This is a genomic window from Hydrogenophaga sp., from assembly GCF_030656115.1.
Lineage (GTDB): Bacteria > Pseudomonadota > Gammaproteobacteria > Burkholderiales > Burkholderiaceae_C > Hydrogenophaga.
In genome coordinates this window covers 19,279-32,691 of the sequence record NZ_JAUSOO010000121.1, presented here as the reverse complement: position 1 = coordinate 32,691, position 13,413 = coordinate 19,279, and the positions used below count along the sequence as shown (strand labels likewise).

Annotated in this window: 12 protein-coding genes; 5 read left to right on the top strand and 7 right to left on the bottom strand. The window is 60.2% G+C overall.

Annotated elements, in window-relative coordinates:
* Positions 1-20 precede the first annotated feature (20 nt).
* The 5 genes from Q7J58_RS14740 to Q7J58_RS14720 form a co-directional block, all read right to left on the bottom strand.
* A complete protein-coding gene (locus tag Q7J58_RS14740) occupies positions 21-470 on the bottom strand; it encodes an OB-fold domain-containing protein (protein ID WP_304829541.1) in 450 nt (149 codons plus the stop codon).
* Positions 467-1,648: an acetyl-CoA acetyltransferase gene (locus Q7J58_RS14735; RefSeq protein ID WP_304829537.1), complete on the bottom strand. Its 1,182-nt coding sequence runs from the start codon at positions 1,646-1,648 to the stop codon at positions 467-469. Before Q7J58_RS14735 ends, Q7J58_RS14740 begins: the two co-directional genes overlap by 4 nt.
* On the bottom strand, positions 1,648-2,931 hold the full coding sequence (locus Q7J58_RS14730) for a CoA transferase (protein ID WP_304829534.1): 1,284 nt from the start codon (positions 2,929-2,931) through the stop codon (positions 1,648-1,650). The genes Q7J58_RS14735 and Q7J58_RS14730 overlap by 1 nt, the downstream gene beginning before the upstream one ends.
* Positions 2,932-2,969: 38 nt before the next feature.
* A complete protein-coding gene (locus tag Q7J58_RS14725) occupies positions 2,970-3,941 on the bottom strand; it encodes a tripartite tricarboxylate transporter substrate binding protein (protein ID WP_304829531.1) in 972 nt (323 codons plus the stop codon).
* A 66-nt stretch (positions 3,942-4,007) separates the two neighbouring features.
* A complete protein-coding gene (locus tag Q7J58_RS14720) occupies positions 4,008-5,327 on the bottom strand; it encodes a Rieske 2Fe-2S domain-containing protein (protein WP_304829528.1) in 1,320 nt (439 codons plus the stop codon).
* Between the two features lie 138 nt (positions 5,328-5,465).
* On the opposite strand from Q7J58_RS14720, the gene Q7J58_RS14715 reads away from it, so the two are divergent.
* On the top strand, positions 5,466-6,422 hold the full coding sequence (locus Q7J58_RS14715; protein WP_304829525.1) for a PDR/VanB family oxidoreductase: 957 nt from the start codon (positions 5,466-5,468) through the stop codon (positions 6,420-6,422).
* A gap of 56 nt (positions 6,423-6,478) precedes the next feature.
* Here the strand turns inward: Q7J58_RS14715 and Q7J58_RS14710 are convergent, their stop codons facing one another.
* Positions 6,479-7,240 (bottom strand): GntR family transcriptional regulator, encoded by a 762-nt coding sequence (locus Q7J58_RS14710; protein WP_304829522.1) that lies wholly within the window; start codon positions 7,238-7,240, stop codon positions 6,479-6,481.
* A 144-nt stretch (positions 7,241-7,384) separates the two neighbouring features.
* Between Q7J58_RS14710 and Q7J58_RS14705 the strand changes: the two genes are divergently transcribed.
* From Q7J58_RS14705 to Q7J58_RS14695, 3 genes are all read left to right on the top strand, one after another.
* Positions 7,385-8,116, top strand: a complete 732-nt coding sequence (locus tag Q7J58_RS14705; RefSeq protein ID WP_304829519.1) for a GntR family transcriptional regulator — start codon at positions 7,385-7,387, stop codon at positions 8,114-8,116.
* Between the two features lie 169 nt (positions 8,117-8,285).
* Positions 8,286-9,788: an aldehyde dehydrogenase family protein gene (locus Q7J58_RS14700; protein ID WP_304829517.1), complete on the top strand. Its 1,503-nt coding sequence runs from the start codon at positions 8,286-8,288 to the stop codon at positions 9,786-9,788.
* The gene (locus Q7J58_RS14695; protein ID WP_304829514.1) at positions 9,788-11,416 is read left to right on the top strand and encodes a GMC family oxidoreductase N-terminal domain-containing protein; all 1,629 of its coding nucleotides are present in this window, start codon (positions 9,788-9,790) and stop codon (positions 11,414-11,416) included. Before Q7J58_RS14700 ends, Q7J58_RS14695 begins: the two co-directional genes overlap by 1 nt.
* Positions 11,417-11,573: 157 nt before the next feature.
* On the opposite strand, the gene Q7J58_RS14690 is transcribed toward Q7J58_RS14695, so the two are convergent.
* Positions 11,574-12,620, bottom strand: coding sequence for a TRAP transporter substrate-binding protein (locus Q7J58_RS14690; RefSeq protein ID WP_304829511.1), 1,047 nt, complete (start codon positions 12,618-12,620; stop codon positions 11,574-11,576).
* Between the two features lie 256 nt (positions 12,621-12,876).
* Here Q7J58_RS14690 and Q7J58_RS14685 point away from each other — a divergent pair, with 256 nt between their 5' ends.
* Positions 12,877-13,392 (top strand): SprT family zinc-dependent metalloprotease, encoded by a 516-nt coding sequence (locus Q7J58_RS14685; protein WP_304829508.1) that lies wholly within the window; start codon positions 12,877-12,879, stop codon positions 13,390-13,392.
* Positions 13,393-13,413 lie beyond the last annotated feature (21 nt).

Genomic DNA, 13,413 nt, shown 5'->3' with positions numbered 1-13,413 from the left:
CGCAGGACCGGTCTCTGACATCATGCCAGTCGCCACTGCAACAGAGAGTACGGTGGCAATGCGCCCGTGTGGTGCTCGAACACGCCTATGACATCAGCACCAATGGACACTTCCTGCATCGGGTCTCCGAGCAGGTTGCCCACCATGCGAACCGATCCGGCGTGCGGCAGCTCCACCAACACGGCGAGGTACGGCGTGTGTCCTCGCAATGCCGCGTGGGCGGGGTGCCAGACGCGCTCCCAACTGTAGATCTGGCCACGTGGCTCGACCTGCGCCCACTCCAAGTCAAAGGCATGGCAACGGTGGCAAAGCCACTCTGGTCCATGCTGCCATGTATGGCAGTGCGGGCACCTCTGCACCAGCAAGCACTCTTCCCGGAGGCCTTTCCAGAACGCGGCCGAGAGGCCGTCGGGTTCGGCGACCGGAATGGGCAGCCCTTCTGGCAAGTAATAGTGGTTGGTCCCGCTCACAGCACGCTCTCCTTACCCAGCAACAGGCTGCTCACGGGGGATACCATTGGCCCACCGATCACCAGTGCCACGTCGTTGCGATTGGCTTGGCTGGTCGACACGCCGCGAACCTGCCGCACAGCCTCAAGCACCAATTCGAAGCCGTGTATGTAGCACTCCGCGAGGTTCCCACCGCTTGTGTTGAGCGGCAGCCGTCCCGATGGCGCGATCAGGTTCTCCAGTTGCAGAAAGTTGTTGGCTTGCTTCGCGGTGAACAGGCCGTGTTCGATCAACGCCATCAACACCCCGCCGGTGAAGTTCTCGTAGCTCTGCACGACACCCACGTCACTGTGCGACACACGCGCCATGGCAAACAGGTCGGGGACGACTGTAGTGAAGCTCGCGCTGGCGTAGTCAGGTGCGTTGTGCGGGTGCGCCCCCGCCCGATAGCCAGAACCCGACGCTGCACCCAGCACATAGACAGCCTTGTCGGGTGTGTCGCGTGCGCGCTCTGCGGGCACCATCACCACAGCCGCTGCGCCATCGTTCTCCATGCAGCAGTCGTACAGGTGAAAAGGCTCGACTATCCATCGCGAGGCGTCGTAGGTCTTTTCGTCCAATGGCCTGCCGTGCATCAAGGCGCGGGGGTTGGCCTGTGCGTGGTGGTACGAGGCCAGCGCGATGGCCCGCAACGCCTCCTGCTGGATGTCGTGCTCGTGCATGAAGCGGCGCACGCGCATGGCGAACCGCTGGGGTGGAGCCAGCACGCCATAGGGCATCAGATACGCCTTTTCGCCCGAAATCGTCTCAATGCCGGTGGTCTGCCCGAAGCGGCCGAACTGCCCTTGAGCCAGAGCCCGAAACACCACCACGCATTCGGCCATGCCGGACTCGATCGCGGCCGCACCATTGGCCACAGCCGCACAACACCCCCCGCCCCCACCGCCCCACTGCATGGTGGCAGATCGCAGACGCTTGATGCCCAGAGCGGCGGCCAGTCGCGTCGCGTCATTGCGGTCATCGCTGTATGACGAAAAGCCGTCGATGTCACGCGGATGGATGCCTGCATCCTCGCAGGCCGAGAGAATGGCTTTCACTGCGAGCTTGAACTCAGCGTCCGGCGACTGTCCGTGCTTGTAATAGGGCGTCTCGCCAGCGCCGACGATGGCTACGCGTCCGCGCAAGCTGCGCTCGGCCATCAGACCACACCCTCCAGCGGCAGCTTGCGCTCACCAAAGGCACCTGCATCGCCCAGGGCAGCGATCTGGTCTTCGCTGTAACCCAACACTTCCGCCAGCACATCGTGCGTGTGCTCGCCGACTTTTGGCGCGGGGTGCGGGTCAACCAGGGGCGTGCCTTCGTAGCGGATGGGCAACTTGACGTTAGGCAACCAGCCCAACGTTTCGTGGGGAATGCGGGTCACCAGCTCGCGTGCCCGAGCTTCGGGCGATCGGATCGCCTCGCCGACAGTTCGCACCTCGCCGCAAGGCACACCCGCCTGCCGCATGCGGCCCTGCCAATGAGTCCAGGGCTGTTGTCCGAACGCGTGCCCCAGCAACTCGAACAGCTCGTCGCGACAGGCGGTTCGTCCCTTGCCCGTCGCGAAACGTGGGTCTGCGGCCACCGCGGGCAATTCAACCACTTGCGACATGAGGCGCTGAAAGATCTTGTTGTTGCCGCAGTTGATGTAGAAGGACCGATCACTGGCCTGGAAGACGCCGGAGGGGCAGGTATCCGGGCTGGTGTTGCCGTGTCGCCGGGGCTCATCCCCGGTGAAGAGGTGTTGCAGCGAGGCGTAGCCCGTCATGAGCACGGCGTTGTCAAACAGCGCGACCTCCAAGGCCTGCCCCTCGCCCGTGTGCGTTCGCGCGAAGAGTGCCCCCAGGATGGCGCTGGACGCCATCATCGCCGTGCTGATGTCCATCACCGGCGAGAGCGCTCGCACACCTTCCCGGTCCGGGTAGCCGTTCATCGAAACGAAACCACTCTCGGCCTGCACCACAGGATCGAATCCCAACCGGTCCTTGAACTCGCCCTCACGTCCGTACGCTGACACCGAACAGTAGATGAGCGAAGGGCGGCTTTTCTTGCAGGTCTCGTAGTCCAGACCGAGGCGTTCCATCACCCCGGTTGAAAAGTTCTCCACCACCACGTCCGCCTGCGCGATCAGCTCGAGCGCCACCTTCAAGCCGGCCTCGGTCTTGAGGTCCAGCGCGATGCTGCGTTTGTTGCGGTTGCTCCAGACAAAAGGCGCACCCGCTTCGAGCTGGGGTTCGAAGGGTGGGTACTGACGGAAGTCGTCACCCTTGCCCGGTGCCTCGATTTTCAGCACATCCGCACCCATGTCCGCCAGGATCATGGTCGCGAAGGGCCCCGCAATGAAATGCGTGAAGTCGATGATGCGTACGCCCTGCAGCGCTGTCGCCTGACCGCGTGGCCGGGGGCGATATTCCGGAAAGTCTTCTTCGATGTTGGAAATCATGCTGATATTGCTGGATGGCGTGGACGAAAAACACCCGATCACATTTCGATCTTGTGCTTCTTGATGATGGGCGCCCATTGCGTAATTTCGGCGCGAATGATGTTGCTCAGCTCGACAGGCGTGCTGCTGCGGGGCTCGACGTTGCGATCTGTAAAGTGCTTTCGGATCTCAGGTTTTTTGACTGCAGCCACCACCGCCGCATTGATCTTGGCGACCACGTCATCGGGCGTTCCTTTCGGGGCGAGAAGCCCGAACCAAGCGTTGCTCTGGAAACCCGGGACATCTGTGGTGATAACCGGCAGTCCTGGCACTACGTGCGTGGTTTGCGGCGTCGCCACCGCGAGATACTTCACCCGCCCGGTTGCCAGCATTGCACCACCATCAAGCCCCGTCACGAAGGCCGCTTGCAGATCGCCGCCAAGAAACGCCGTCAGCATGGGCGCGCCGCCCTTGTAAGGAATGTGCTGAATCTGCACGCCTGCCAACTCGTTGAAATACTCCCCAGTTAGATGTGAAAGCGATCCAGCGCCTACCGATCCGAAGTTGAACTTGCCCGGATTGGCCTTGGCGAGCGCGAGAAACTCCTTCACGTTGTTGGCCGGCGAGCTGCTCGGCACTGCCAAAATCATGGGCGTGATCGCCACTGTCGAGATAGGCTGCAAGTCGGCATGGATGTCGTACGTCAGCTTGCGCATGAGAGAAACTACCGCATTGGGTCCCGTGTTGCCGAAAACCAGTGTGTAGCCGTCGGCAGGCGAACGGACCACATGATCCACACCGATGGTGCCACCGGCACCCGCCTTGTTCTCGATGACAACGGGCTGCCCCAGCGCCTCGCTCAGCGGCTGCTGAATGATTCGCGCGAGTTGATCGGTGGAACCTCCAGCTGCGTAGGGAACAACAATCTTGATCGGCCGATTGGGATAAGCCTGTGCGTGACTTTGCACGGCATGCGTGCCCAGCAAGGTGGCAACAACGATCGTCAGTGCCGAATACCAGTTCGTTTTCATAGTATTTGTCTCCAGGGTAGTGTTGTGGGTTATCTAAAGAGGCGCCTTGGGTACAGGCGCTCTTTTTCAGGGGGTGTAACCGAAGTCCTTGCCCAGCTCGGCCTTCATGTGCTGCTCGCCTTCTTTCATCCAGTCGGCACCTGCGGGAACTGTCAGGGAAGCCGCACGCAACATGTAACGGTCTGGCTGATTGACCGATTCGGGGCGGGTGCCATCTTGTCCAAGCTTGCGCAGGCTATCGAGCAACATGCGACGCGTACGGGCGATGCCTGTGTCGCTGGTGCCCAGATGTTCCTTTGAACGGTCGTACACCGCGGCCACGCCCGACTGGCAAGCCGCGTCTTGAACCCAAAGACCGGGCAACCCCGAGTTGTATTTGTTGACTTGCAGCCCGTAGTCGAACTGGTACGCATTCGCGCGATTGAACCGGCTCCAGTAGGTGTGGTACGGCTCCACAGGCGAGCGCTTCTCGAACGAGGCTTCCGATGCATGGCCTGTCTCACGTCCACCATAGCCTTCCTTGAATACCTTGCGAGTCTTTTCGTAGAGCGGCTGGGCAGGCGTGTACGAAAACATCAGGCACAGCGTGTGATGATCGTCGATGGGCACCCAGGCGTGACCACTCAAGTCGGGGTACTGGGCTTGCGGCGGAACAAAGGTCCAGAATGGCATCAGGAACTGATTGACCCGGATGTAATTCTTGTCATCGCCCACCTTGCGGCGCGATGCGATGCTGACACCCACAGAATGCTGAACGCATTCAAAGGTCGGGGTCAGGTCCTGCGCCTGCTTCCACTGGTTGATGATGCCACCGACGTCCACCCGGCCGTGCAAGATGGCGGCGTGAGCCGAATCGATTTCACCCTCCAGCGCCTGCAGCCAGTTGCACTCCTGAACGCGCATGGTCAGCGCCACCTGCTCCTCCGGCACCAGGTTCCACTCTATGTCAGGCAGCGGTGGAGGATTGTCGGCGTCTGGTCCCATGTAAGCCCACAGCACGCCATTGCGCTCCCGCACCGGGTAGGCGGCGATCTTGACTTTCTTCAACATCGCCGAATTGGCCGGCTCGGCTGGCATCTCCCTGCAGGCGCCCGTCGTGTCGAACTTCCAGCCGTGGTAGATGCAGCGCAAGCCGCCATCTTCATTGCGGGCGAACGCCATGGGCGCACCACGGTGCGGACACGCATGGTCCACCAGGCCTACTTGTCCGTCGGTGTCCCGATAGGCCACCAGGTCTTCCCCCAGCAGGCGGACCTTGTATGTCTGGCCGTCCACATCCACATCCTTGGACAGCAGGAAGGGAATCCAGTAGAGGCGCATCAACTGCCCCATCTCTGTTCCCGGCCCTACCTGGGTGACCCTTTGATTGTCTTCACGCGTCAGCATTTTTGCTCCTTGTAATGGTTGAACCATTGATATAATGTACCGGATTTTCAGAGCCGCGGTCTAGTGGTTTTCACGGATGACCCACCGCAGAGGCTGACGATCACCCCCATTACTTCTACAAATAGCGAGGCAATCCAGATGACAACTGACACACTGAACCTTCGTATCCGTCAGATCTGCGAGCAGACAGTGGATATCCATTCCTTTGAACTGGTCTGCGCGAGCGGCGCTCAACTTCCGCCTGCTAGAGCCGGGTCCCACATCGACATCCAGCTTCCTGGAGGCCTGTCGCGGAGCTACTCCTTGCTCGATGACGGAAGTGAATCCGGTGCCTACCGCATCGCCGTCAAACTTGAGGCCGACAGCCGGGGAGGATCAAAGTGGTTTCACACGCAGGCCCGGGTTGGCACCATGCTGAAGGCCTGCACACCAAGCAATGACTTTCCTTTGGTGGAAAACGCCCCCAGCACAGTTCTCATCGCTGGCGGCATTGGCATCACGCCCATGCTGTCCATGATTGAACGCCTGTCCCGGCTGGGTAAGCCCTGGATCCTTCACTACGCTGCACGTTCCCCAGCGCACATGGCCTATCGGAAGGAACTTGAACGGATTGCCCAAGCCTGCAGCGGCACGTTGTTCCTCTATTTCTCCGGCGAGCAGCGCCGCATGGCGGTGCACGACATCGTGTCCAAGGCGGACGGGAATGCCCATCTCTATTGCTGCGGACCTTCGGCTCTGATTGATGCGTTCATCGAGGCCGGGCGGCAGCGGGATCCAGTCACTGTCCATTACGAGCGATTTGCCGCCAGTCAGACAGCCGCACTTGATGGTGGATTCAAGGTGCAGTTGAGCCGTTCCGGCAAGGTGGTGTCCGTGACGGCGGGCATGTCCATCCTGGACGCGTTGCTTGATGCGGGAGTGGATATCCAGTACGCCTGCTCTCAGGGTGTTTGTGGCACCTGCAAGACGCGTGTGATCTCCGGTGTTCCTGACCATCGCGATGAATGCCTGACCGAAGCGGAACGCGAGGAGAACGGAGCGATCATCCCGTGCTGCTCGGGATCTCGCTCACCGCTGTTGGTCTTGGATCTTTGAGGCTGCAAGGCGACACAAAGGATGTCGCCAAGTGGGTCGCATCAAGACCCGGGCTCTCAACGGCGGGCATCAGAAGTTTGTGCCTGCCGCGCCGTCCACTGCGCAAGGTACTGGTCGTGCAAACGCACCAGCGACTTCTTCATCTCCGCGGTTGCAGCCAACGTATCGCGAGCGTTCAGGTGCTTGAGAAGGCGACGCCGCGAGGGAATGATGAAGGCATTGTCGCTGGGTCCGATCTGCTGAATGAAGTCGGCCAGTATGCCCATGACACCTCTCATCGCGCTCTCAATGATCGGGTTGCGTGTAATGCTGGCGAGCACGAGGTGAAACTCACGATTGAGCCTGGCACGTTCGTCGAAATCGCCACGCGCATCGGCCGCTATGGTTGCATCGACGTTGGCCTGCAAACGCAACAGGTCATCGGTTGTCGCCATTTCGCAAGCAACCTCGACAATCACCTTGCTCAACCAGATGCGGGCATCTGTTAGTTGCTGCGGTGTGATGGCACCCAGGCGGTAGAGGTCTCGCATGCTGTTGGCGACGGTACCCGCGTCGCCATGCAACACGAACGCGCCGCCGTGGGCACCTTTGCGCAGTTCGATGAGCTTGGCCTGCTCCAGTGCGCGGAGTGCTTCACGCAATGTATTGCGGCTCACGTTAAAACGCTGCGCGAGATCCCGTTCAGGAGGCAGCTTGTCACCGGGACGCAGTTGCCCCTTGGCGATCAAATCCCTGATCTGGGCTTCGATCTCATCGGCCGCACGCATGGGAGCGATGGCTTCGAAGTCTGGTTGACGCAAGGATTCGATGGTCTTCACTCTGAGAGTTCAACGTTTGAGGGTGCGCCATTCTAAGAGCGCCAAGGTACTCCCGTGCGCACCACGCCACTTCGTACGCCAATGGCCCCTGGTTCGCAGGCTCCGTCAGTCATATACTGAGACCGGACTTTCCGTTGAACGTGCATGCCATCTGTCTCCCCGTCCCTCCCCCTTGATCTGACGCCGGTTCAATCGGTGCGAACTTTTGAGGTCGTAGAACAGCGCATCCGCGACCAACTCAGCAGTGGACGCCTCAAGCCCGGCGACAAGTTGCCTCCTGAGCGTGAGTTGGCCGAGCTTCTTCAAGTTGGCCGCAACACCGTTCGCGAAGCCCTTCGCAGTCTGGAAAATGCGGGCCTGTTGACTCTGGTGCGGGGAGTCAAAGGCGGGGCGTTTATCCGCGCATCCGATTCCGGTCGTGTCACTCAGGCGGTCAACGATCTGGTCGAGATGGGTTCCATTTCTCTGGACGATCTAACTGAAGTCCGCATCCATCTGCTTGATGCGGTGGTTCGCTTGGCCAGTGAACGCGCCACGGACCTCGACATGACCTCATTGGAGCAGGCGGTACAGGACACGGTCGACGCGGTGAAGGATGTCTCTGACGCCAAGCGCTTGTCCAGCTCGCTTGAGTTTTATCGATGCCTGGCAGCAGCCACGCACAATCGCGCCTTTGCGATGTTGATGGATTCCATCAGCGACCCCGTGGTTCGCCTGCTCGGCACGGTGCGATACCCCGCCCGGGACCTCGCCGCGGCCCGCAAACGGTTCATGGCTTGCTTTCGCGTACGCGATGCGAATGGAGCCTGCCGCGAACTCAATTCGCTGTTGATGAGCCTTCGCGATCACGCGAACAAGCAGCAATCCAAGCCTTAAGGCGCACCGCCAGCACACCGAGTGATACCGGGTAAACCCTGGTTTGAGTAACTCAGTACTCCAGCATAATGGTAGAACCATTGATCTGTGGGATGTATTTATCTGGCAGGTTCAGGCCGCCCACTGTCTAGCCTCGCACCCCCACCTTTTCTCCATAGGACTTTCTTTCATGACGGACACACCCGCCAAGCCCACGCGACCTGCATTCCTGAACGGATCAGTCAAACGATTGCTGATCGACGGCCAACAGGTACTGGCCGAATCGGGCCGAACGTTTCATACCATCAACCCTGCGACAGGCCAGGTCCTCGCAGAAGTCGCGCTGGCCGAAGCGGTCGACATCGACAAGGCTGTAGCTGCTGCGAGGCGCGCTTTCGAAGGCCCTTGGAGCAAGTTCACGCCATTCGATCGTCAAGCCGTACTCCTAAGGCTGGCGGACCTGCTGGACGAGAATTTCGACGAACTTGCCATGCTGGACACCTTGGACATGGGTGCTCCGATCACCGCGACAACCTCGCGGCGTCGACGCGGTATTGCCCTGTTGCGCTACTACGCGGGATTGGCCACCTCGATCCAGGGTCACACCATCGGGAACTCGCAACCGGGCGGCATCTTCACCTATACGCTGAAGGAGCCCGTCGGAGTGGTGGCGGCCATCAATCCTTGGAACGGCCCTCTGGGCATGGCCATCTGGAAGATCGCCCCTGCGCTCGCCGCCGGATGTACGGTGGTGCTCAAGCCAGCCGAACAGGCACCGCTTTCGCCTCTGCGGCTGGGTGAACTGTGCCTGGAAGCGGGCATCCCTTCCGGCGTGGTCAACGTGGTCACCGGGTTTGGCGAGGCCGGTGCGGCTCTGGCCGCCCACCCGGGCGTCGACAAGATCGCCTTCACGGGTTCGACCGAGGTCGGGCAGCACATCGTGCGTGCCTCTGCTGGCAACCTCAAGCGGGTGTCGGTGGAGCTCGGCGGCAAGTCGCCGAACATCGTCTTCGCTGATGCGGACCTCGATGCCGCCGTGCCCGGTGCTGCCATGGCCGTGTTCCTGAACTCTGGACAGATCTGTAGCGCGGGCACGCGGCTGTTCGTGGAGCGCAAGATTTATGAAGAGTTCGTGGAACGTGTGGCGCAGTTTGCTCGTTCCCTGAAGGTCGGCGATCCCCTGGACCCGACCACCCAACTTGGCCCCCTGGTAAGCGAATCTCAATTGACACGGGTGATGGGCTACCTGAACGCGGCCCAGGCCGAAGGCGCTCGCACCGCGGCCGGCGGGACCCGGCTCACGGAGACGGGACTCGAGAATGGATACTTCGTTGCACCAACGGTCTTCTCGCAAGTCAGCGACAACATGTCCATCGCACGCGAGGAGATCTTCGGACCTGTCATATCTGCGCTTCCATTCGACACAATTGGCGAGACCATCCAACGTGGCAACGACACGCCGTTCGGTCTCGGTGCTGGCATCTGGACCCGTGATACTGACAAGGTGCAACAGATTACCCGGGGGCTGCGCACCGGAACGGTGTGGGTCAACTGTTATGGGCCAATGGATCCTGCTGTTCCCTTCGGCGGCTACAAGATGAGCGGTTACGGACGTGAGTCCGGCACAGAGCACATGGACGAGTTCCTGCAAACCAAGTCGGTATGGCTCAAGGGCAACGCCCACCAGATCTGATGGCTGCAATCATGTCCAGAGTTTCGACATCCTTTGATTTCATCGTGGTGGGAGGGGGTGCGGCCGGTTGCGTCGTAGCCAACCGCCTTTCAGAAGATCCCAAAGTCCGCGTGGCCCTCATCGAGTCTGGTCCGTCCGATCGGCGTTTCCCCGTCAACTGGAAAACCTCGGTCCCGATCGGAAACGTGTTCCTGCTGCCCCATGAGCGCTACAACTGGCAATACGTCTTTCAGGGTGGGGCCGGCATCAACGGACGAGAGGTGCCTTGTCCGCGCGGCAAGGTCATGGGGGGATGCACCTCTGTCAATGGCACCGTCTACATCCGAGGACACCGCAGCGACTACGACCGGTGGCACGCCGAGGGGGCCGAGGGTTGGCGATATGACGATGTGCTTCCCCACTTCAAGCGCCATGAAAACCACGCCGCTGGCGCGTCCCAATGGCATGGAACAGGCGGTGAACTCGATGTCCAGCCGCTGAAGGAACCTCACGTGCTGTCAACCGCATTCATTCGCGCGGCTCAGCAGGCTGGTCACGCCCGCAACGACGACTTCAATGGCGCCGAGCAGGATGGCTTCGGCCTCTTTGATTTGAACCAAAGGAACTCGGTTCGCCTTAGCAGTTCACGTGCCTTCCTGCACCCCGTGCTGAATCGGCCCAACCTTACTGTGTATGACGAGTCGACCGTGGAGCGCATTCTGATCGAGGGCCAACGCGCTGTTGGAGTGAGCTTGCGCCAAAAGAACGCTCACCTGAGCCTCAAGGCCACCCGCGAAGTCATCCTCTCTGGCGGAGCTATCAACTCGCCTCACCTTCTGATGCTCTCAGGCATCGGCAATGCCACCATGTTGCAACAACACGGCATTGCTGTCACCCACCACCTGCCTGGCGTTGGACAGAACCTGCAGGACCATCCCACTGTTTCGATCGCGGCATCCAACCCCGGCGCAGAGTCCTACGCACTGAGTTGGCGAACCGCGCCGCGCGCCATCATGTCACCGCTGCGATATCTGTTCGCAGGTAGGGGCATGCTCGCGTCCAACGCGGCTGAAGCCGGCGGCTTCATTCGCACCTTGCCGGAACTGGAACATCCGGACGTGCAGTACACGTTCATGGTAGGTCTGAAGGAAAACGCCAGGACACTGCCGCGGCGCCACGGGTTCATGTGCCATGTCAGCCTCCTGCGTCCTTCGACCCGTGGGTCTATCGAGTTGCAATCGGCGGACCCTCTCGTCAAGCCCAGGCTACACGGCCATTTCCTCGAGCATCCCGCTGACGTAGAGACCTTGATCCGTGGCGTGCGTGAAGCCAGGCGCATCCTATCGATGCCCGACATGGCTCGCTTCATCGGTGAAGAGCTGGCCCCAGGCTCGAGCGTGCAGGAAGATGGCCAACTCGAGAAGTACATCCGCGCGCACACCGCTACCGTCTACCACCCAGTGGGAACCTGCAAGATGGCGCCTGCCTCAGATGCCCTGGCAGTGGTCGACAACCACCTCAGAGTGCATGGCGTCGAGGGACTGCGCATTGCAGATGCGTCCATCATGCCGAACATCGTAGGTGGCAACACCGCCGCGCCCTCGATGATGATCGGCGAGCGGGCTGCAAGCCTCATCCTTGAATCCTGAGCAATGTGACACGACCGCACCGCCGAGCGCCGGCCGCCGTCTGCGGGAACATGCTTGTGTTCATGGGACCACCAAAACAAAAAGCCCAGGGGACCGGTCCCTGGGCTTTTTGCATGGGCGGATTCGGGCTTTCGGCCCAACCGCCTCAGTCCCTTTGTCACGCCTTCTTTGCGTGCTTGTCGATGAGCTGACGCGCGGTAGACACCAACGCCTTTCCGTCGATTCCCCGCTTGTTCATTTCCTGCATCCACTCCACCTCCACAGCGGCTGACTTCCGCCTGAACTCCTGAGCATCTGCCCCCTTGATGATGTGGATGGTGTTGCCGCGCTCCTGCGCGGCTTTCCTGCCGACCGGGTCCCCCAGCAGGGTGCCTGCCCCCATGCGACCTGACAGCTCGATACCTGAGTTCTTGTCGATGATTTTCTTCAGTTCGGGTGACAGGTTGTTGTACTTGTTTTTGTTCATGGCTAGAACAAATCCAGCGGTGTAGAGGGCGTTCACGCTTGGATCGAATTCGGAGTGAAAGTGGGCCAGTTCATGTGCCTTCACGGGATAGGCGGCATCCCATGGAATCACAGCCCCATTGATCACCCCCTTGCTCAGTGCGTCCGGTATAGCAGGCAAGGGCATGCCCACTGGTGCCGCCCCCAGGTTGCTGAGCAGTTTGGAGACCTGACGTGTCGCCCCTCGAATCTTTGCGCCCGCAAAGTCCTCTGGACGCTTCACCAGCTTGTCCTTCATGTGGATCACGCCCGGGCTGTGAACGTGGAAGGCCAAAGCGTGTACGTCCCTGAATTCGTCTTTTGCAACGGCTTGCACGTAGTCCCAGCATGCTCGTGAGGTGGATTCCGCATTGTTCATCATGAACGGAAGCTCGAAGACTTCGATACGGGGAAAGCGACCTGGCGTATTGCCGGGCAAGGTCCAAACCACATCGACCACCCCATCTCGAGCCTGGTCATACAACTGGGCTGGCGTACCGCCCATCTGCATGGCCGGATAGGCTTCAAATTTGATGGCGCCTGCAGAGTCCTTCTCCACTGCGTTCATCCATGGCAAAACGATGTTTTGCCAGCCGTTGGATTGCTGGGGCATGAAGGTGTGGAATCGAAGCTTTACCTGCTGCTGAGCATAGCCAGTCAGCGCAGGCGCGCCCAACGCAGTTGCCACGCCTGACTGCAAAAAGGTCCGTCTTTGAATCATCGAATAAGTCTCCTGTTAAGAAAATTCATGCAAGCAATGAGCCGGAGTCCTTCCTACCAAGGACGACTACGGCGGCTCACCATAGACGCGCCGCGTTGTATGGAATATCTATTGGTTGAACCAATTATAGGAACAACCAAAATTCCATTTGAACGGGTAAACCCTAGAAGCGAGCGCGAAATAGGGCTACGCTGAACAAGTCCCGCGCTGGCGCGGGGTTTGCATGTCTCTGAGCACCCGAGACAGGAAGGTGAAGATGAAACAGCAAACCCTGGCGATGGCCGCCGATCAAGGCAATGGCTACCTTTGGGGCAAACGGTACCTGCTGGATATCCATCACGTCGATGCGGCGCACGCAGTGAACCTGAGCCCGCGCAAGCTCTACCTGCAGGTGCGCCCAGGTGCTGATCAGGTGCGCTGCGAAGAGGTGCTGGATGCCTGGTACCGGCAGCAGGTCCGCGATTCGATCTACTCGCTGCTGGCCAAGTGGGAACCTCTGTTGCGTGTGAAAGTGAACCGCTTGTTCGTGCAGCGGATGAAGACCAAGTGGGTTAGCTGCACGCCCGAGTCAGGCTACATCCGGCTCAACACCGATCTGGCCAAGAAGCCGCCCGAGTGCCTGGAGTACATCCTGGTGCACGAGCTGGTCCACCTGTTGGAGCCGACGCACAACAAGCGATTCGTGGCACTGATGGATATGTACCTGCCCCACTGGCAGCACCTGCGAAAGCGACTCAACGAGTTGCCTGTGCGGCATGAGAACTGGGACTGACCGTAAAAATAAAACGTGTCA